Annotated in this window: 22 protein-coding genes and 1 pseudogene; 9 read left to right on the forward strand and 14 right to left on the reverse strand. The window is 58.7% G+C overall.

From position 1 onward, the window contains the following. Positions 1-128 precede the first annotated feature (128 nt). From AB3226_RS24500 to AB3226_RS24540, 9 genes are all read right to left on the reverse strand, one after another. Entirely contained in the window at positions 129-1,133 is a 1,005-nt protein-coding gene (locus AB3226_RS24500; RefSeq protein ID WP_367374951.1) for a glutathione S-transferase family protein, read from the reverse strand. A gap of 90 nt (positions 1,134-1,223) precedes the next feature. Further along, complete coding sequence (locus AB3226_RS24505; protein ID WP_367374952.1) at positions 1,224-2,225, reverse strand: glycosyl transferase family protein; 1,002 nt, start codon at positions 2,223-2,225, stop codon at positions 1,224-1,226. Next, positions 2,222-2,557: a TusE/DsrC/DsvC family sulfur relay protein gene (locus AB3226_RS24510; protein ID WP_367374953.1), complete on the reverse strand. Its 336-nt coding sequence runs from the start codon at positions 2,555-2,557 to the stop codon at positions 2,222-2,224. Before AB3226_RS24510 ends, AB3226_RS24505 begins: the two co-directional genes overlap by 4 nt. Beyond that, positions 2,554-2,847 carry a sulfurtransferase complex subunit TusB gene (gene tusB, locus AB3226_RS24515; protein ID WP_367374954.1) on the reverse strand — a complete coding sequence of 98 codons (294 nt, stop codon included), beginning with the start codon at positions 2,845-2,847 and terminating at the stop codon, positions 2,554-2,556. The genes AB3226_RS24510 and tusB overlap by 4 nt, the downstream gene beginning before the upstream one ends. Then, positions 2,847-3,209 carry a sulfurtransferase complex subunit TusC gene (gene tusC, locus AB3226_RS24520; protein ID WP_367374955.1) on the reverse strand — a complete coding sequence of 121 codons (363 nt, stop codon included), beginning with the start codon at positions 3,207-3,209 and terminating at the stop codon, positions 2,847-2,849. The genes tusB and tusC overlap by 1 nt, the downstream gene beginning before the upstream one ends. 1 nt (position 3,210) lies before the next feature. Further along, complete coding sequence (tusD, locus tag AB3226_RS24525) at positions 3,211-3,603, reverse strand: sulfurtransferase complex subunit TusD (RefSeq protein ID WP_367375840.1); 393 nt, start codon at positions 3,601-3,603, stop codon at positions 3,211-3,213. 374 nt (positions 3,604-3,977) lie between these two features. Continuing rightward, a complete protein-coding gene (locus AB3226_RS24530; protein ID WP_367374956.1) occupies positions 3,978-4,682 on the reverse strand; it encodes a YoaK family protein in 705 nt (234 codons plus the stop codon). A gap of 28 nt (positions 4,683-4,710) precedes the next feature. Then, the gene (locus AB3226_RS24535) at positions 4,711-5,040 is read right to left on the reverse strand and encodes a DUF6388 family protein (protein WP_367374957.1); all 330 of its coding nucleotides are present in this window, start codon (positions 5,038-5,040) and stop codon (positions 4,711-4,713) included. Positions 5,041-5,042: 2 nt separating this feature from the next. Next, on the reverse strand, positions 5,043-5,297 hold the full coding sequence (locus AB3226_RS24540; RefSeq protein WP_008008546.1) for a hypothetical protein: 255 nt from the start codon (positions 5,295-5,297) through the stop codon (positions 5,043-5,045). A gap of 162 nt (positions 5,298-5,459) precedes the next feature. Here AB3226_RS24540 and AB3226_RS24545 point away from each other — a divergent pair, with 162 nt between their 5' ends. Next, entirely contained in the window at positions 5,460-5,810 is a 351-nt protein-coding gene (locus AB3226_RS24545) for a hypothetical protein (RefSeq protein ID WP_007904889.1), read from the forward strand. A 147-nt stretch (positions 5,811-5,957) separates the two neighbouring features. On the opposite strand, the gene AB3226_RS24550 is transcribed toward AB3226_RS24545, so the two are convergent. After that, positions 5,958-6,380, reverse strand: a complete 423-nt coding sequence (locus AB3226_RS24550) for a GNAT family N-acetyltransferase (RefSeq protein WP_367374958.1) — start codon at positions 6,378-6,380, stop codon at positions 5,958-5,960. Between the two features lie 147 nt (positions 6,381-6,527). Between AB3226_RS24550 and AB3226_RS24555 the strand changes: the two genes are divergently transcribed. The 4 genes from AB3226_RS24555 (at position 6,528) to AB3226_RS24570 (ending at position 9,317) form a co-directional block, all read left to right on the forward strand. Further along, positions 6,528-6,965, forward strand: a complete 438-nt coding sequence (locus tag AB3226_RS24555) for a hemerythrin domain-containing protein (protein WP_367374959.1) — start codon at positions 6,528-6,530, stop codon at positions 6,963-6,965. A 277-nt stretch (positions 6,966-7,242) separates the two neighbouring features. Next, positions 7,243-7,836: an NUDIX domain-containing protein gene (locus AB3226_RS24560; protein ID WP_367374960.1), complete on the forward strand. Its 594-nt coding sequence runs from the start codon at positions 7,243-7,245 to the stop codon at positions 7,834-7,836. A 117-nt stretch (positions 7,837-7,953) separates the two neighbouring features. Next, positions 7,954-8,493, forward strand: coding sequence for a kinase inhibitor (locus AB3226_RS24565; protein WP_367374961.1), 540 nt, complete (start codon positions 7,954-7,956; stop codon positions 8,491-8,493). Between the two features lie 5 nt (positions 8,494-8,498). Continuing rightward, complete coding sequence (locus AB3226_RS24570; RefSeq protein WP_367374962.1) at positions 8,499-9,317, forward strand: helix-turn-helix transcriptional regulator; 819 nt, start codon at positions 8,499-8,501, stop codon at positions 9,315-9,317. A 171-nt stretch (positions 9,318-9,488) separates the two neighbouring features. On the opposite strand, the gene AB3226_RS24575 is transcribed toward AB3226_RS24570, so the two are convergent. Continuing rightward, the gene (locus AB3226_RS24575; protein ID WP_367375841.1) at positions 9,489-10,004 is read right to left on the reverse strand and encodes a methylated-DNA--[protein]-cysteine S-methyltransferase; all 516 of its coding nucleotides are present in this window, start codon (positions 10,002-10,004) and stop codon (positions 9,489-9,491) included. A 151-nt stretch (positions 10,005-10,155) separates the two neighbouring features. Here AB3226_RS24575 and ggt point away from each other — a divergent pair. The 3 genes and pseudogenes from ggt (at position 10,156) to AB3226_RS24590 (ending at position 13,676) form a co-directional block, all read left to right on the forward strand. Further along, positions 10,156-11,887 (forward strand): annotated as a pseudogene (gene ggt, locus AB3226_RS24580) (gamma-glutamyltransferase). 136 nt (positions 11,888-12,023) lie between these two features. Beyond that, positions 12,024-12,557 carry a cysteine hydrolase family protein gene (locus tag AB3226_RS24585; RefSeq protein WP_367374963.1) on the forward strand — a complete coding sequence of 178 codons (534 nt, stop codon included), beginning with the start codon at positions 12,024-12,026 and terminating at the stop codon, positions 12,555-12,557. Positions 12,558-12,671: 114 nt separating this feature from the next. Next, positions 12,672-13,676, forward strand: a complete 1,005-nt coding sequence (locus tag AB3226_RS24590; protein ID WP_367374964.1) for a helix-turn-helix transcriptional regulator — start codon at positions 12,672-12,674, stop codon at positions 13,674-13,676. A gap of 165 nt (positions 13,677-13,841) precedes the next feature. Here AB3226_RS24590 and AB3226_RS24595 read toward each other — a convergent pair whose 3' ends face one another. From AB3226_RS24595 to AB3226_RS24605, 3 genes are all read right to left on the reverse strand, one after another. After that, positions 13,842-14,339, reverse strand: a complete 498-nt coding sequence (locus AB3226_RS24595; RefSeq protein ID WP_217857131.1) for an RES family NAD+ phosphorylase — start codon at positions 14,337-14,339, stop codon at positions 13,842-13,844. Next, entirely contained in the window at positions 14,339-14,914 is a 576-nt protein-coding gene (locus AB3226_RS24600) for an antitoxin Xre/MbcA/ParS toxin-binding domain-containing protein (protein WP_367374965.1), read from the reverse strand. The genes AB3226_RS24595 and AB3226_RS24600 overlap by 1 nt, the downstream gene beginning before the upstream one ends. Before the next feature lie 133 nt (positions 14,915-15,047). Then, positions 15,048-15,407, reverse strand: a complete 360-nt coding sequence (locus AB3226_RS24605) for a DUF6124 family protein (RefSeq protein ID WP_367374966.1) — start codon at positions 15,405-15,407, stop codon at positions 15,048-15,050. Between the two features lie 575 nt (positions 15,408-15,982). Between AB3226_RS24605 and AB3226_RS24610 the strand changes: the two genes are divergently transcribed. Then, positions 15,983-17,851, forward strand: coding sequence for an amidohydrolase (locus AB3226_RS24610; RefSeq protein WP_367374967.1), 1,869 nt, complete (start codon positions 15,983-15,985; stop codon positions 17,849-17,851). The last annotated feature ends 17 nt before the right edge of the window (positions 17,852-17,868 follow it).

Below are 17,868 nucleotides of genomic sequence, written 5' to 3' on the forward strand. Positions count from 1 at the left end.
GTCGCCTCCATCGCGGGCAAGCCCGCTCCCACAGTGATTTGTGTGATGCGAAAGATTGCAGCTTCACCACAAACCTGTGGGAGCGGGCTTGCCCGCGATGGGGCCCTAAAAACCACCCTTGCTTCAGATCAGAACTCGGCCTTGCGCCAAACCCCTTTCCCATTCAACCGCGCCCGATCATGAGCCGCAGTGAAATCCTGCGCCGGCCCTTTAGGCACGATCCCGGTCGGATTGATGGTCTTGTGGCTGCCGTAGTAGTGATTCTTGATGTGCTCAAAACTCACCGTCTCGGCAATCCCCGGCCACTGATACATCTCCCGTAGCCAGTTCGACAGATTCGGATAATCGGCAATCCGCCGCAGGTTGCACTTGAAGTGCCCGTAATACACCGCATCAAAACGAATCAGGGTGGTGAACAGCCGAATATCCGCTTCCGTCAGGTATTCACCCGTCAGGTACCGGTTCGCGCCCAGCAATTGCTCCAGCCGATCCAGCTCACCAAACAGTTCATCGAACGCTTCTTCATAAGCCTGCTGCGACGTGGCAAACCCTGCGCGATAGACGCCGTTATTCACCGCTGGATAAATCCGCTCGTTCAACGCATCGATCTCGGTCCGCAATGGCGCCGGGTAGAAATCCAGATCATTGCCGGTCAAGTCATCGAACGCACTGTTGAACATGCGGATGATCTCCGCCGATTCATTATTGACGATGCGATTTGTCTGTTTGTCCCAGAGCACCGGCACAGTGACGCGGCCGGTGTAGTCGGCGGTATCGGTGGTGTAGCGCTGGTGCAGAAAATTGAAGTGATCGAGCTTGTCGCCGGTCGAGCCCAGGTTTTTATCGAAGGTCCAGCCGTTTTCCAGCATCAACCAACTGACCACCGACACATCGATCAGGTTTTCCAACCCTTTGAGCTTACGCAGGATCAGCGTGCGATGAGCCCATGGGCAGGCGAGGGATACGTAGAGGTGATAGCGACCAGCCTCGGCGGCAAAACCACCGACACCGGTCGGGCCTGGCTTGCCGTCGGCGGTCAGCCAGTTGCGACGCTGTGCTTGTTCACGCTGGAACGTGCCGTCCTTGCTTTCGTACCACTGATCTTGCCAGCGACCTTCGACTAACAAACCCATGTTCAAAACTCCTCAACCAATAAGCGTTGGAGAGGAGTCTATGCGCATAGGTTCGAACAAAAAGCGCAAAGGTTGGGCGTTTATGATCGGTTAAATCGATCGGTCCCTTGCATCCCAATACTGCTGGGCGGTTTCGAACGCTTGCTCGCGGGTCTGGCCGAGGCCGCGCAACGCCAGGGCCATGGTCGAGATCAGCGCCATTTGCGGGTAGCTGTCGACCACGTCACCACGCCACACCGTTTTCAAGTGCTCCGGGTCCAGGCTCGCCGGTTTGACGTGGCGCTGGGTCGACAGTTGTGGCCATTCTTCATCCCAGCTTTCGCCGCCGGTGGTGCCATACAAGTGGCTGTCGGCGTCCGGGTTGATCTCGATTTCACCACCATCGCCCTTGATGACGATCGCTGTGTCCCCGAGCAGACCGCTGGCATCGCGGTGCACGGCCTGGTAGCCGGGGTGGAAAATGCTTTGCAGGCCGCAACGAGCGCCCAGCGGGTTGAGAATCCGCGCCAAGGAATGGATCGGCGAGCGCAGGCCCAAGGTGTTACGTAGGTCGATCATCCGTTGCAACTGCGGTGCCCAATCGATCAGTGGCATGAATGCCAGGCCGCCCTGATCGAGTGCCACACCGACCTGCTGCCAATTACGGCACAACGGAATGTTCAGCGTCTCAAGCAATTGTTCGCTGTACAGCCGACCGGCCGTGTGCGCGCCGCCGCCATGCATGAAGATGCGCACACCGTTCTGCGCCAGGCACTTGGCCGCCAGCAGATACCACGGCAGGTGACGCTTCTTGCCGGCATACGTCGGCCAGTCCAGATCGACCGCCAGCGCCGGTGGGTTCAGGCGTTTACGCAAAGCCTCGGTGAACCCGGCCATTTCCTCGGCGCTTTCTTCCTTGTGTCGCAACAGCATCAGGAACGCGCCGAGCTGGGTGTCTTCAACCTTGTCGTCGAGCACCATGCCCATGGCCTCGCGGGCTTCTTCTCGGGTCAGGTCGCGGGCGCCACGTTTGCCCTTGCCAAGAATCCGCACGAACTGGGCGAACGGGTGCTCGGCGGGCGTTTCGAGGGTTAATGCTGGATAGTCGGTCATAAGCAATTCGTCGGTTTGGGCAGGCCCGCCAGTTTCGCGGCGAGTTTGGCAGGGGTGCCTTTGAACAGTCGGTTCAGGTGCAGGCTGTTGCCCTTGTCGGGGCCGAGTTTCAGTGCGGTGTACTTGATCAGCGGGCGGGTCGCCGGGGACAGCTGGAACTCGTCGTAGAAACGGCGCAGCAGTTCGAGAATCTCCCAGTGTTCCGGGCTCAACTCGATGTCTTCGGCAGCGGCGAGGGCGGCGGCCACCTCGGCAGACCAGTCATTCAGTTCGACCAGGAAACCGTCCTTGTCCAGTTCAATGGCGCGGGCGCCGACCGTCAGGGATTTCATAGCCAGCTGTTGACCTTGTCGTAGTGAATCGACAGTTCGACGAAGGCCGGGTAATCGATGGCCTTGGCCCAGCCCGGGACTTGCAGAGCCCGTGCTTGAGCATCTTCGGCCAGCACGAACAGTTTCAGGCTGCGAGCCTGCAGCGCGCTGAACGGTGCGGTGCCTGGCTGCAAGGCATAAGCAGCATCGCCACTCAGCAGCAGCGCATCGTTGGCGCCGATCACGCGCAGGCAACTGCTCAGGCGGTCGTCGCCGAAAGGGGAATGAGACAACACATGCAAAGTCGACATCAGAGGGTGATCACTTGGTCGTAACGGTCAATAAGGGCGGTGATTTCCTGGGTGGCCAACACCTGGGCTTCTTCAAGCGACAGACCATTTGGGTCCAGACCACGAGCCGCGGCGCTTTCAGCGCACACAAACAGGTCTTCGACACCAAACATCGGCAAGGCTTGCAGGTTGGCGCTCAGGTCTTTCTGTTGCAACGCCTTGGCGTCCTGTTTAGCAGCGAGCTGGAACACGCCGTCATCGAGAAACAGCAGGCCGATCGGCAGATCGAAGGCGCCACCGGCCAGCACGATATCCAGCGCTTCCCGCGCATTCGGCCCGGACCATGGCGCCTGACGGCTGATAATCAGCAAGGATTTAGCCATCTCAAGCGCCTCCGAAACAGATCAAGCGGTCAGCGTCCTGCACCGCGTCATGCAACTGGCCGAGGCCGGACAATTCCCACGGCGCACCCACCGCTACCGCTTCACGCTGATAGCGCTGGGCTTCTTCCTCGTTCAACACCCCACGGCGCAGGGCGGCGGCGATACAGACCACGCCATCGAGTTGTTGCTCAGTGACAAAGTTGCGCCATTGCTTGGGCAAATCCTGCTCGTCCTGAGGCGTGACCACGCTGCCAGATGCGTTGTAGACGCCATCCTGATAGAAAAACAGCCGGACAATCTCATGCCCGCCGGCCAGCGCTGCCTGGGCGAACAACAAGGCACGGCGCGAGGAGGGCGCATGGGCGGCGGAAAACAGCGCAATGGCAAACTTCATGACGGACTCGATCAGCAAAACTGCGGCCATGATAAAGCTTTATCGGCGGGGCGGCGAAGGGCGTTTACTTGTAGACCGCCATCGCGGGCAAGCCCGCTCCCACAGGTTATGTAGCGAAGCTGCAATCTTTGGCATCACACAAGTCCTTGTGGGAGCGGGCTTGCCCGCGATGAGGCCCGAACAGTCAATGCAAGATTCAGCGCGGCATATACCCCAACTGCCAACGCCGTGGAATCTTCAACGACAGCAACCCAGCACCCCCGTCAGAAGCCCGCTCCCACAGGTTATGTAGCGAAGCTGCAATCTTTGGCATCACACAAGTCCTTGTGGGAGCGGGCTTGCCCGCGATGAGGCCCGAACAGTCAATGCAAGATTCAGCGCGGCATATACCCCAACTGCCAACGCCGCGGAATCTTCAACGACAGCAACCCCAGCACCCCGGCCAGCAGCCCGCTGACAAACAGCGCCTTGAGCCCAAGATGATGTTCCAGCACGGCACCAAGTACCGCGCCGAAAAACATCCCGGCCCACGGGATCAATTGCACTCGCCAGCCATTGCGCCGCTCGCCAAGCATCCACCGCCCCAGCCCGCGACCAAACCGCGACAACGCGCCGGTGACGTAGGTCAGCCCGACCGGCAGGCCGTTCACTTCTTCCACGGCGGCATTGAGCATGCCCATGGCGATGATCGTCGCCAGCAGCGCCGGCAATTGCGTTTCGTAGGGCCAGGCCGCAGCGCCGCAGAGCAGGGTGGCGATGCACAGCAGTAACGGCAACGCCCGACGACCACCGAAACGGCTGACCACAATGCCCAAGGCGTTGCCGGCGACAAATGTGGCCACGAGGATTATCAGGCGCAGGGTCAGCCCGAGGTCGCCATCGCTGATCGCCACGGCCAGACGGGTGGTGTTGCCGCTCATGAAGGACACGAAGTCGCCGCTGGCCATGAAGCCGATGGCATCGGTCATGCCGGCGAGCACCGACAAACTGGCGACCAGCGACAGGCCGATGCGCCCGCGCCATTTATGGGTATGCAAATGGCCCGGTGTGGCCCGGGTACTTAAGGGCGAAGGCAGCATCGACGAAAGCTTCCTTGAGCAGCGATGATTATTTGGCTAACCCATATAACTCGCAATACTCCAGCCAGTCCATGCCGGCCATCTCCGCGACTTCCCTATGCACCTCCAGGCGTTGGGCCTGGTAGTCCTCAGGTGTGGCGGCAGTCAGTTGCAGCGTCAGCTCCCAGGCAAACAAACCCAGGCGCTCGGCCTCGGCTTCGAACGCCTCATGCAAACGCTCGTCGCGGTACTGCGCCACCGTCACACCCTTGGCCTGGGCCAACAGTGGATTCAGGTTATCCAGTTCGACGCGCAGCTCAGGACGTTCATCGAGAAACTTCTTCAGCGCCTGCTCGTGTTGCTGTTCGGTTGCCGCCATGGTCACTCCTTGGAAGACTGCTTTTTGCTCGCCTTGGCGGCTGCGGCCAGACACTCCAGAGCAAATTGCTCGGGGTAGGTCATCTGGATCGGCGTGGTTTCGCCTTTGACGGTTCTTTCGCCATCGAGAATGTAGCGAATCCGCTTGTCGGTGACGCCAATTCGCTTGGCGATCCAGGAAGGCGTCTGACCGATCTGGCTGATCAGCTTGTCGGCGTATTCAGCGGTCGGTTTGTAGTATTCGGCGTTGGGTGTCATGACCTTTCCAGAAAAATGTGCCCGGAAAAATGGGCGATGCGGCGTTAATGGCGCGACAGGGTGCGCGAATCGTTGCGCGGTGTCGCGGTATAAATGAAGTAAAGCAGAACGATACGCCGCGCCGCGGTGATACAGTCCGCTTTTTCTTGATGAGCGAACGCAATGCGAATTCTGATGGTGGCGCTGGCCGCAACCTTGCTGGCGGGCTGTGCCGGATCGGCGATGAATGACGCCCGCACCAAAACCCCGTACAAAACCCTGACCTCGGACAAACCGGAAAAAGTTGTCGCCCAGTGCGTGCAATTTGCCTGGCAGGACGAAGCGGTGTTCGGCGTCGATGCGGGCGCGTATTTGCAGCCGGGCAAAAAGGGTGGCTCGACGGTCTACACCCGTTCGGCCGAGTCCTTCGTGGACGTGACTACCGATGCCTCCGGTACAGCATTGAGCTACTACGCGCAGCACGATGATTTTGTCGCCAAGCGCCGATTGGCGGCGTTGGCGACCTGTTTGTAAGCAGGCACCTCGTGCACCGGTTGTTGGGCAGATGCAGTTCCTGTGGGAGCGAGCTTGCTCGCGATAGCGGTTTGTCATTCGACATTGATATCGACTGACCCGCCGCTATCGCGAGCAAGCTCGCTCCCACAAGGTTTTGCGTTTTAATCAGCCCAAACGCTTCTGGAAAAAGAAGCGCTTGTGGCCCGGCGGGTAATCGGTGATGTGCCCCAACTCGCTGTAGCCGTGCTTCTTGTAAAACTCCGGCGCCTGGAAGTCGAAGGTATCCAGCCAGATCCCCACGCATTCCTTTTCCCGCGCCAGGTCTTCGGCCATCTGCATCAGCTTCGAGCCCATCCCTTGTCCTCGGGCCAGCTCTGGCACCGACAACAACTCAATGAAAAACCACTGGTAAAACACTCGGCCATATAGCCCGCCGAGAATCTCGTCGCTGTCATTGCGTACCAGCAAAGCAATCTGCTCCGACACCGTGGCCCCGGCCTTTGAGGCGTTGTAGGCGCGCAGCGGTGTGAGGATCGCTTCGCGCTCCTCCTGAGTGGCGTTTTTCGACAATTCGATTCGCAAGGTCATAGGCAACACATCCTTATGGCAGTGAACACGGAGCCTATCCCGGTTGCGGTGATTGTTCTATCCCCCGAAGCCCAAGGAACCCCCGGGGCCCCGGTAATGTCTAGCCTGAACAGCATCATTGCTGAGCGCACCCAGTGAGGACCGCCCGTGAACATTTTTGAAGCCTTGCGCGAAAGCCACGACCGTCAGCGCCGCTATGCCGATGCACTGATTCAAACCCGTGGCGACACCCCGGAACGGGTCGAGGCTTACAAACGGCTCAAATCCGAGCTTCAGGCCCACGCAACCGCTGAAGAACGCCATTTCTACATGCCGCTGATGGAGTTCGACAACGGCGTGGATCTTAGCCGTCACGCCATCTCCGAACACCACGAAATGGACGAGATGATGGAAGCGCTGGATGCGACCGAAATGTCCAGTCCGTCCTGGTTGGCAACGGCGAAAAAGCTCTCGGAGAAGGTCCATCACCACCTCAAAGAGGAGGAGCAGAAGTTCTTTCAGATGGCCGGCAAGTTACTCGATGACCAACAGAAAGAAACCCTCGCCGGGCAGTATCAGAAAGAATACAAGGCGCAACTTTCATGAGGGGCGCCGCAATGCTGTTCACTTTAGAGAGTCTTGAGTCAGAGAAACCTGTGGCGAGGGAGCTTGCTCCCGCTTGAGTGCGTAGCACTCACAAAAATCGGCAATGGTTGTCAGATTTTGGGGCCGCTACGCAGCCCAACGCGAGCAAGCTCGCTCGCCACAAAGGTCGGCATGACTGAAGAGTCTCGTCTAAATGAACAGCACTACGGCAGTCGCCGGGCTTTTCTGTTTTCGCCTAACATGGACGCTTTCTGACGAACATAAGGATGGGATTGTCATGTCGAACACAGCCGAGCGGGTCAACATCATCGAGTCCCAGGTGCTGTCCCACGACTGGTATCTGCTGAAAAAAATTACCTTCGATTATTTGCGCAATAACGGCGACTGGCAGCGTCAGACTCGCGAGGTCTACGACCGGGGTAATGGCGCGGCGATTCTACTGTTCAATCGTGAGAAGAAAACCGTCGTGCTGACCCGTCAGTTCAGGCTGCCGGTGTTCGTCAACGGCCACGATGGTTTGCTGATTGAAGTGGCGGCGGGGCTTCTGGAAGGCGCTGCGCCTGAAGAGCGTATTCGCGCCGAGGCCGAAGAGGAAACCGGCTATCGCGTCCACCATGTGCAGAAGGTTTTCGAGGCTTACATGAGCCCCGGTTCAGTGACTGAAAAGCTGCATTTCTTCATCGCCGAGTACGACGCCTCTTCGAAAGTCAGCGATGGCGGCGGGCTGGAGGAAGAAACCGAAGAACTGGAAGTGCTGGAGTGGACGTTCGACGACGCGCTGGCGGCGTTCTATCGCGGGGAGATCTGCGATGCCAAGACCATCATGCTGCTGCAGTATGCGGCGATGAAGGATGTCTTCGGAGCGGTTTGAGCCGGTTCGTCTGATTCGAGAGAGCGTTCAGGCACAATGGTCGAGCATTTCGGCACAGTAACCTGCCTTTGCTCTCTCTAAACTCGTGCCTCACGCCAACACTCAGATGAGGTCACGATGAACATCAGAATCATCCTATCCGCATTGTCCATGGGGGTCGTCCTCACGGGACACGCTGCCGACTTCTCGCTGACGAGCCAGGATATTGCTGAAAACCGCCCGCTAACCAGTCGCGAGGTGTTCCAGGGTTTCGGTTGCGAAGGGGGTAATACTTCTCCCGAACTTTCCTGGCGCAACGCCCCGGCGGGCACCAAAAGTTACGCGGTCACCGTCTACGATCCTGATGCGCCCACCGGCAGTGGCTGGTGGCATTGGACGGTGGTCAACTTACCCGCTTCAACCAGCAGTTTGCCAAGAGGGGTCGGCTCGAACCTGCCCGCCGGTGCCGTACAAGGGCGAACCGATTATGGCCAACCGGGTTTTGGCGGGGCTTGCCCTCCTGTAGGGGATAAGCCGCATCGCTATCAATTCACCGTATGGGCATTGAAAGTCGATAAGCTACCCCTCGACAACCAGGCCAGCGGAGCCTTGGTGGGCTATATGCTCAATGCCAACGCCTTGGCCAAAGCGACCATTACTTCAACTTACGGACGTTAAGAACGATGCGCCCTTGTTTCGGCATACAGCACCGGGAAAATATTATCGATGCTTGTGTGATACGGGCGCGACAGCCCCATACATTGCAACGGGTGCCAATATTCGCTACGGCCTTGTGTCGAGTGCGACAGGGGGAAAAACTCCTGCAATGGGATGACCGGCAGATGCGTGCCGGGCCGCAACATCTGATTCTGATGCCGGCCGGGCGCGAGCTTGGCATCTCAAACTTCCCCGGCCTTCACGGTCACTACATCGCCGATGTGGTGACCTTTCCCGGTTCGACTCTGCGTAATTTCAGCAGCCGATATGGCCAGCAGATCGTGAGCCATCGCCGTGCCCCGAAGACCGATCTATGTGTCCCTCTGGACAGGCATACAACACAGGCATGGGATCAGTTGTTGGCCTCCATCAATGCGGAAGCTCCGGATGCATTACGCACCCACTATGGGGAAGCGGTTCTGCTGAGCCTGTGCCTTGGCGGTCAGGCCGGACCGCTGCTGATGGATCGCAACGATCCACTGTGCGAACGGGTGCAGCAGTTGGTAATGGGTAGCCCGGAAAGAGACTGGACTGTTGCGCACGTTGCACAACACCTGAACCTTGGCGAGTCGACTCTGCGTCGCCAACTGGCCAATGAAGGGGGCAGTTTCAGGAATATTCTGGAAAGTGTTCGACTGGCTACAGCGCTGCAATGGTTGCAAACCACTTCTCGCCCCATCGGTGAAATTGCCGGTGCCAGCGGTTACGCCTCGGCCTCACGTTTTGCAGTGCGCTTTCGCTCGCACTATGGCTTGTCGCCACGGGAGTTGCGGGCGACGATTTAGGTAAATCCCTGCGAGATGTTCCTTGTCTTTTTGAAGCTGTGCATTCTGTGGCGAGCGAGCTTGTTCCGGGCGGCGTTCCGACGCTGGGCGTGAAACGCCCCTTGTCGAAGATTTTGCCAGCGCTACGCACTGGAGCGGGAGCAAGCTCCCTCGCCACAAGGGCTTATTCGCTCAAAACAAATCATCCATCCTGGCGGCCCCGGACCATTCGCAACCTTCCAGCGTCAGCAGCCGTTCCTTAGCCTCAAGCCCACCGGCAAACCCCGTCAGTTTCCCCGACGCACCGATCACTCGATGACACGGCGCGACAATCGAAATCGGATTCTTGCCATTAGCCGCCCCTACCGCACGAACTGCGCTGGGATTGCCGATCTGCCGGGCAATCTCGCTGTAGCTGCGCGTTTCGCCAAACGGAATGGTCAGCAGCGCCTGCCACACCTTCTGCTGAAATTCCGTCCCGGCAAAATCCAGTTCCAGCTCGAAACGGTTACGTGTGCCGGCGAAGTATTCCCGCAGTTGCTGTGCGGTGCGCACCAGGATCGGGTTGTCCGCCGCTTCAGTCATCGGCCCCAGCCTTACCCGGCCCGGTTTGTCGTTTTCCCAGAGGATGGCCGCCAGTCGTGCGCCTTTCGCCACCAGTTTCAATTCGCCGACCGGAGACGCCAGGGTGGTGAAGGTGTAGGACATGCCGGCGGACTCCGTAAAGGTGCTGAACAGGGGGCCCAGCATACTGCCTCGTCGGGGAGGCGCAATACGCAATCCCAGCCATACTTGCCTACTGCTCTTGAACCGTTCCCTCTGTTTTTGACAGAGCCTAAAAACAAAAAGAGACCGACTCATGAAGTTCGAACCTTTTACCAAATCGCTCGTGGCAACCACATTGGCGCTGAGTTGCCTGACCGCCCACGCCGCCTCTGTCGCCCCGGTCGCGGCCGAAAACGGCATGGTCGTCACCGCGCAGCATCTGGCCAGCCACGTCGGCGTCGACGTGCTCAAGAATGGCGGCAACGCCGTCGATGCCGCCGTTGCGGTAGGTTATGCGCTGGCGGTGGTGTACCCCGCGGCGGGCAACCTGGGCGGTGGTGGTTTCATGACGATTCAATTGGCGGACGGGCGCAAGACCTTCCTCGACTTCCGTGAAAAAGCCCCGCTGGCCGCGACCCCCGACATGTACCTCGACAAAGCAGGCAACGTCGTCCCGGACCTGAGTACCCGCGGCCATCTTGCCGTTGGCGTGCCGGGCACCGTCTCGGGCATGGAACTGGCCCTGAAGAAATACGGTACCAAACCCCGCAAGGAAGTGATCGCTCCCGCGATAAAGCTTGCCGAAGACGGTTTTGTGCTGGAGCAGGGCGATGTCGACTTGCTGGAGTACGCCACCGATGTCTTCAAAAAAGACATGCGCGACTCGGGCTCGATCTTCCTGAGCAATGGCGAGCCGATGCAGGTCGGCCAGAAACTCGTACAAAAAGACTTGAGCAAAACCCTGCGGGAAATTTCCGAAAAGGGCGCCGACGGTTTCTATAAAGGCTGGGTGGCCGACGCCATCGTCACCTCCAGTCAGGCCAACAAGGGCATCATCACCCAGGCCGACCTCGACAAATACCAGACCCGCGAACTGGCGCCGATCGAGTGCGATTACCGTGGCTATCACGTGGTCTCGGCGCCACCGCCAAGTTCCGGTGGCGTGGTGATCTGCGAAATCATGAACATCCTCGACGGCTACCCGATGAAAGACCTGGGCTTCCGCTCGGCCCAGGCGATGCACTACCAGATCGAAGCGATGCGTCACGCGTATGTGGACCGCAACAGCTACCTCGGCGACCCGGACTTCGTGAAAAATCCGATCGCCCATCTGCTGGATAAAAACTACGCGACCAAAATCCGCGAAGTCATCGATCCGCAGAAGGCCGGCGTATCCCGCGAGATCAAACCCGGCGTCGCGCCCCACGAAGGCAGCAACACCACCCATTACTCGATCGTCGACAAATGGGGCAACGCGGTGTCGGTGACCTACACCCTCAACGACTGGTTCGGCGCCGGCGTCATGGCGAGCAAAACCGGGGTCATCCTCAACGATGAAATGGATGACTTCACCTCGAAAATCGGCGTGCCGAACATGTACGGTCTGGTGCAGGGCGAAGCCAACGCCATCGCCCCCGGCAAGGCACCGCTGTCGTCCATGAGCCCGACCATCGTCACCAAGGACGGCAAAGTCGTCATGGTTGTCGGCACTCCCGGTGGCAGCCGCATCATCACCGCCACCCTGCTGACCATCCTCAACGTGATCGACTACGGCATGAACATCCAGGAAGCAGTAGATGCGCCGCGTTTCCACCAGCAATGGCTGCCGGAAGAAACCAACCTGGAGAACTTCGCCACCAGCCCGGACACCAAGAAGATGCTCGAAAGTTGGGGGCACAAGTTTGCCGGTCCGCAGGACCCCAACCATATCGCAGCTATTCTGGTAGGTGCGCCTGCCTTCGCTGGAAGGCAAGCCAGTGGGCAAGAACCGCTTCTATGGAGCGAACGATCCACGGCGTAATACCGGGTTGTCACTCGGTTACTGAAACAGGCGATCAGCGGCCACCTGAACTCCCCGGGTGGCCCTGATCCCCGATCCTCGAACGCAGCCTCGACAGCTGCTACAGGCCAGAAAGGGAGTTGTAATCCATCGTTCTACCGACCTCTCTAAGGAAGGAAGCCATGAGCACCGCACTCCTGATCATTGATGTCCAGCACGCGCTGTGCACCGGCGAGTATGAATGCTTCGACATCAAGCGCGTCATCGACACCATCAACGATCTCAGCACCAGAGCCCGAGCTGCCAATATCCCGGTCATCCTCATCCAGCACGAAGAAGAGGGCGATTTGCTGAAATACGGTGCCAAAGGCTGGCAACTGGCCGACGGTCTGAAGACTTCACCCCAAGACCTGCGCGTGCGCAAAACCACCCCGGATTCGTTCTACCAGACCTACCTGCAGAAACTGGTGCCGAAAGATGACTTCGACCGCCTGATCATCTGCGGCCTGCAAACCGACTACTGCGTCAACGCCACCGTCCGCCAGGCTCTGTCGCTGGGTTACGACGTCGTGCTGGTGGCCGACGCCCATTCCACTATCGACAACGGCACGATGAGCGCCGAAGACATCATCGCCGAACACAACAAGGATCTGGCGCACCTGACCGGCTCCGTGGCACGGATCGATGTTATGCCGGCCAGTGAAATCAGTCTCTGAAAACAACGCCAGCCCCGTGGCGAGCGAGTTTGCTCGCCTGGTGCTGGACGCAATCGCTGCGCCTATGGCATGGTCAAAAAAATAATACGCCATGTAGCGAACGGGATCAGAACGATGGAGGAGGGTGATGAGGTTGGCGCCAAAGCGTCGATGGCAACATTGCAGGCATTCAATCTTTGCGTATTGCGCCTGGGGCGTCTTGCCCGAGATCGCGGTGCGTCCCGGTTTATCACCGACGGCTTGCTGGAATTTAGCCAACTGGTGCCCTTCGCTTCGGCCTGGTGGGGCGAGATGTCCGCGTCAGGCGTCGATGTTTCGCCAAGAAACTGGATGCACGGGCGAATCAATCTGCCCGAGTCCTTTGCCGCCGAGTGGCACACGTGTGCGCGCAACGACAAATTCTCCCATGACACCATGAGTCGACCCGGTGAGGTCGTGCGCGACAGTGGCTTCACTGACCCCAATGAAGAAGTGAATGCATTCGCTCGGCGCCACGACCTCTACTACCTGATGTGCATCACCTTCGAGTTACCCGAAAGCGGCTTGATGTTCTTCGTCTGTCTCTACCGAGGTATTGATGCCTCGGCTTTCAACGACAACGAGGCCGATCTGTTTTCGGCCTTCTGCGACCATCTGTTGCAGCTGTGGCGATTCCAGGTGCAGGACATGATCCGCTCCGACACGGGCAACGGGGCGTCGGACTTTGGCGTCGCGCGCATGGACGGCAGTTTGCTGTACGTGGGGGCAACGCTGTGTGCTGCCATCGAACGTGAGTTACCCGGCTGGAACGGTTCAATGCTTCCCGCGCAGGTGATCGCGCAACTGCAAAAGGCACCCTGCGTCATGCGCCTGGGCCGCTGCGCCCTGACACTGAGCCCTAACGCCGAGCACGTCATCCTGTCGCTCGAAACCCAGTCGCGCGGGGCGATGCTTGCACCACGCGAGCGGACGGCAGCGATGCTGTTTGCCGCTGGCCATTCCTACAAGGAGATTGCCAAAATACTTGAATTGAGTCCTGCGACAGTACGCACCTATCTGCGCAACTGCTACCTGCAACTGGGCGTGAAGAGCAAGGTGGAACTGGGTTCTGTGCTGCGTTCAGCGATGCCAGTCAGTTGAGCGCAATCCCTGTGGGAGCGGGCTTGCTCGCGAAAGCGGTGGGTCAGGCAACATCAATGTTGACCGTGCCGCCGTCTTCGCGAGCAAGTCGAATCGTCGCACCGCCGCTCCCACAGGTTCCGCGGCTTAACTGACTGGCATGGAGGCTTGCCCGCGAAGGCACCTTTAAGACGAAGGCTTATTAAGCCGCCCATCAAGGGCAAAAGGCTCTTGCAACACCAACTCGTACAACCCATTAGCCAATTGCGGGTTCATCAACAAATTCCAGCTATGCGGCGAGACACTAGAAGGGACCAACACAAAGGGGTACACACTTAACAGGTCCGCACCGAACTGTTGCTGGCTGCGACTTGGGGTGCCCGGTACCAGCCAATTAGAGTTTGCAATGCTGTCGGGCTGCACCACATAAATCCTGGACGGGTTCAGCACTCGGGCCTGCGTAAGACGATGGGGCTTGCAATCCAGCGCGTCGAAATTTTTATGCACCGCGACTTCAAGGATGGCCGTAGAGGCATCCAGGGCTGCATAAACCGTGGCCATACCTTTAGGGTTCCAGCGCCCACCGACTTTTTCAGCCCCTACGCCCGAATTCCAGGTGGGGGCATGCTCAGCAGGATCAAGGCGCCAGAAGTGAATCTCACTGCTCAAAGGGTCTTTAGCCATCAATAGACCCCGTACTCAATGCGCGTCAGAAAGTCAGTCACCAACTCATACCCGACCGAATTTGAAATCAGGTCGATGGGCACCTCACCATCCAGACCCCGAGCAGGTTTGACCATCCACTGCTCGGCAAGCTCACGCGAACCCAGCACATCCGTTGCCTTTTCCAAGACCTCTGCATAGTTGAGCGCTCGCGTGCTTTGCTCCGCGGTCAACGCTTCATTGGGCGTTTTCAACCGCCGCGCAAGCGTGCGATCAGATGCACCAACGATTTTCGACAGCACGCCGCGTTGCTTATACACCTCGCTGTTTTCGATCATGTCGAGCACCGACTGCAGCGGAAAACCGTTTTTAACGGCCCTGTAAATCTCCATACGATCATCGCTATTTTTTCCAGAAAGCAAGACCGCAACCATTGGGGGCACGCGACTCGACCCCGGCATTTTCACCTTCACCGCACGCTCGCCATTACTCAAGACGGTTACGGCAACATTGGATTCGCGTGGTTTAACCTTTCTTTTTTGGCTGGCATCTTTGACAGCCTCGTCGACTACAACATTTTTTTTCTTGGCGCTCATGGCAGCCTCCGCCGCTTTGTCATCTGGCATGAACTATAGTGCCAAATGGCAAAGAAGACCTAATCCAGCTACAACGCACCCCCTGTAGGATCGCCGCACCGCTCGCTCCTACAGAGGAATGGAGCTCACGTTTCTAAGGGGTATCGATTTTATCCAGCACCCGGTTCGCTGTGATCTCCGCCACCATGATGCTGTTTGAAATGCCCAGCAGGGCGTAGCGCGATTCACCCTCCAGATGATCCACCAACTGATGGACCATCACATCGACCGAGGCCAGCGTCTCGACCAAAAAAACCGCCAGGGTTTCGGTTGTGGCTTCTGGGTTCACGGAAAGCATAGTGCTGGGTGTACGCGCGGTAGCTTTGATGTCGGCATTCGACGGGAAGTGGAAGTTGAGGGCGCGTTCGGCGGCCTCGTTGAGCTTTTTTGAATCGAGAGATTCGTAGGGGGAGGCCGGGTCTGTGACCGGCGGGTTGGGTGTGACTTTGAACATAGATGAAAACTCCTTGTTGCAGATTTTAAGGAGCCATCACCCTCGCTACCAAACGAAGAGTGGCGGCCATACGCGGGTTGGTAGACCGGCTGCAACAGGAAACCCGGCGCTCACAAAGGAGCCCCACGCATGACCACCATAAAAGCAGAGTCCCAAAAAAGAGACGGCATAAGGTGTTGCCATACGGCTGTTACAAGGCGGGCTACCAAACCCGATCACTGTTTTTCAGTGACAGGGAAACGATATAGCCCGCCCCATAGCCGCACAAGCCGGCGGATTCTGGTGCAGCTGTAGGCAATGGCGCAAGGTTTTGTAGCTTTCAGGAAGTAACTTTAAGGTCTTTTAAACAAGCCTCTTCGATCAATGTTGACTGTGCCGCCGTCTTCGCGAGCAAGCCCACTCCCACAGGTTCCGCCGCTACACCAGATCGGACGCCTGTCATTTAATTACCTCACCCCTCCTCATTTGTAGAGGTCCATCCGACGCCCGCGCCCTATAGGGTATGCCTGCATATCAGAGGCTTGCGGCCGTCTGTTCGGGCCACTTCCAAAACTATAAAAACAGAGGTGAGGCAGTTGAAATTTTCCAGGCTGTTTATCGCCGTTGCGTCGACAACGGCATTTTCCTGCATGGCGCTGGTGGGGTGTCAGACACAGGGTTCGACACCGGCTGACATGGTGATGCGCAACGGCTATGTCTACACCGTCGATGGCAAGAACTCCGTGCAGCAGGCGATCGCCGTCACGGGCGGGAAGATCGTTTATGTCGGCAGCGATGAAGGCGTTGCTTCGTACATCGGCACGCAGACCCAGCTGATCGATCTGGCGGGGCGCATGTTGATGCCCGGCTTCGTCGATGCGCACATGCATCCGGGGGACGGCGGTCGCGCCATGACGTTGTGCGACCTGAAATACCAGACGATGACCCGCAAGGTTTTCCAGGAAACCATTCAGGCTTGTCTGGATGCCGACAAGGGCAAGGGCCCCGATGTCTGGCTTGAAGTGGGCAGCTGGGATCGCATGGGCATGACCGGGCTCGATGGCGATCCCGACAAGTCGACGCTGGATGCACTCAAGACCCATCGCCCGATTCAGGTCCGTTCCACCGACTTCCATACCGTGCTGACAAACTCTCGCGGCCTGGCCGTGGCTGGCATCAATAAGCACACGGCCAATCCGGGAGATGGCAAGTACGTGCGCGACAGCGCCGGCAACCCGACCGGTATCTGCGAAGACGGTGCCGCTGATGCCATGGCCGCCGTGGTGCCGCCGGCCAGCGATGCAGAAAAACTCAAGCAGACCCGCGCGGCGCTCGATGCCATGCGCCAGCAAGGCATCACCAGTTTTTTCGATGCCTTGTCGGGGCCTGAAAATGGTAAAGCGTTTACCACCCTGCAACAGTCGGGCGAGCTGACCGCACGGGCCTTGCTGGCGATCAAACTCGACCCTGCCGCCGCCGCTGCAGACCCGGCGAAAACCATTGCCGAGGCCAAGGCCTTGGCCAACACCTATGACCAGGGCGAAGCCAAAGTGGCGCCGGGCGTGAGTATGCGTCACGTCAAATTGTTCATGGACGGCATCATCAACGCGCCAGCGGATACCGGGGCAATGTTGACGCCGTACCTGCGCAATGCCGGCACGGATGCCGCGCCCAAGTGGGCACCTGGCAAGAATATCGGTGAGCTGTATTTCCCGTCGCAAGTGCTCAATCCGCTGCTGTTGCACGCGGTGCAGGCCGGCCTCGATCCGCACCTTCACGCCACCGGGGACCGAGCGGTGCGTGACTCGTTGAACGGTATCGAATACGTGCGCCAGCAACTGCCTGGCAACGGTTTTCGTCCAGCCATTACTCACGCCGAATCGGTGGACCCCGCCGACTACTCACGTTTCAAGACGCTCGATGTGACCGCCAACATGTCGTTCCAGTGGGCCCAGCAGGCGCCGTCCACGGTCGACGGCACCAGCGATCATCTGGGGCCTGCACGTTTTGCCCGCATGGAACCATCGGGCAGCATCAGCCGCGCTGGCGGTCGGGTTGCTTATGGCAGCGACTGGCCTGTCGACCCGCTCGATGAGTTCCTGGCGCTGAAGATCGGGGTCACCCGCTCAGGCGATCCGCTGAACCCGCACAGCTACGGCCCCAAGTATGCGGGCAGGTTGAATGCCGACCCGGCGTTGTCGCGCACTGATGTGCTGCGCACCATCACCATGAACGCCGCCGAGCAACTGAAACTGGACGCTGTCGTCGGTTCGGTCGAGGTTGGAAAGTTCGCTGACTTGATCGTGCTGGACAAGAACTTCATGCAGGTGCCGGAGGATGAGCTGGGCCGAAACGACGTGCTGTTGACGGTGGTCGGCGGCAAGGTCGTGTGGGCCAAGGCGCCGTTCGTTGGACTTGATCCGAAGGTGTTGTCACAAGCGTCCACATCCCGAACCGCCCAATAAAAACAAGAGAGTGTTCC

This window comes from Pseudomonas lini (assembly GCF_964063345.1).
Lineage (GTDB): Bacteria > Pseudomonadota > Gammaproteobacteria > Pseudomonadales > Pseudomonadaceae > Aquipseudomonas > Aquipseudomonas lini_B.

Coding starts and splice junctions, on each gene's coding strand:
- AB3226_RS24500 (WP_367374951.1), bottom strand. CDS start 1,133: ATGGGTTTGTTAGTCGAAGGTCGCTGGCAAGATCAGTGGTACGAAAGC.
- AB3226_RS24505 (WP_367374952.1), bottom strand. CDS start 2,225: ATGACCGACTATCCAGCATTAACCCTCGAAACGCCCGCCGAGCACCCG.
- AB3226_RS24510 (WP_367374953.1), bottom strand. CDS start 2,557: ATGAAATCCCTGACGGTCGGCGCCCGCGCCATTGAACTGGACAAGGAC.
- tusB (WP_367374954.1), bottom strand. CDS start 2,847: ATGTCGACTTTGCATGTGTTGTCTCATTCCCCTTTCGGCGACGACCGC.
- tusC (WP_367374955.1), bottom strand. CDS start 3,209: ATGGCTAAATCCTTGCTGATTATCAGCCGTCAGGCGCCATGGTCCGGG.
- tusD (WP_367375840.1), bottom strand. CDS start 3,603: ATGAAGTTTGCCATTGCGCTGTTTTCCGCCGCCCATGCGCCCTCCTCG.
- AB3226_RS24530 (WP_367374956.1), bottom strand. CDS start 4,682: ATGCTGCCTTCGCCCTTAAGTACCCGGGCCACACCGGGCCATTTGCAT.
- AB3226_RS24535 (WP_367374957.1), bottom strand. CDS start 5,040: ATGGCGGCAACCGAACAGCAACACGAGCAGGCGCTGAAGAAGTTTCTC.
- AB3226_RS24540 (WP_008008546.1), bottom strand. CDS start 5,297: ATGACACCCAACGCCGAATACTACAAACCGACCGCTGAATACGCCGAC.
- AB3226_RS24545 (WP_007904889.1), top strand. CDS start 5,460: ATGCGAATTCTGATGGTGGCGCTGGCCGCAACCTTGCTGGCGGGCTGT.
- AB3226_RS24550 (WP_367374958.1), bottom strand. CDS start 6,380: ATGACCTTGCGAATCGAATTGTCGAAAAACGCCACTCAGGAGGAGCGC.
- AB3226_RS24560 (WP_367374960.1), top strand. CDS start 7,243: ATGTCGAACACAGCCGAGCGGGTCAACATCATCGAGTCCCAGGTGCTG.
- AB3226_RS24565 (WP_367374961.1), top strand. CDS start 7,954: ATGAACATCAGAATCATCCTATCCGCATTGTCCATGGGGGTCGTCCTC.
- AB3226_RS24570 (WP_367374962.1), top strand. CDS start 8,499: ATGCGCCCTTGTTTCGGCATACAGCACCGGGAAAATATTATCGATGCT.
- AB3226_RS24575 (WP_367375841.1), bottom strand. CDS start 10,004: ATGTCCTACACCTTCACCACCCTGGCGTCTCCGGTCGGCGAATTGAAA.
- AB3226_RS24585 (WP_367374963.1), top strand. CDS start 12,024: ATGAGCACCGCACTCCTGATCATTGATGTCCAGCACGCGCTGTGCACC.
- AB3226_RS24590 (WP_367374964.1), top strand. CDS start 12,672: ATGGAGGAGGGTGATGAGGTTGGCGCCAAAGCGTCGATGGCAACATTG.
- AB3226_RS24595 (WP_217857131.1), bottom strand. CDS start 14,339: ATGGCTAAAGACCCTTTGAGCAGTGAGATTCACTTCTGGCGCCTTGAT.
- AB3226_RS24600 (WP_367374965.1), bottom strand. CDS start 14,914: ATGAGCGCCAAGAAAAAAAATGTTGTAGTCGACGAGGCTGTCAAAGAT.
- AB3226_RS24605 (WP_367374966.1), bottom strand. CDS start 15,407: ATGTTCAAAGTCACACCCAACCCGCCGGTCACAGACCCGGCCTCCCCC.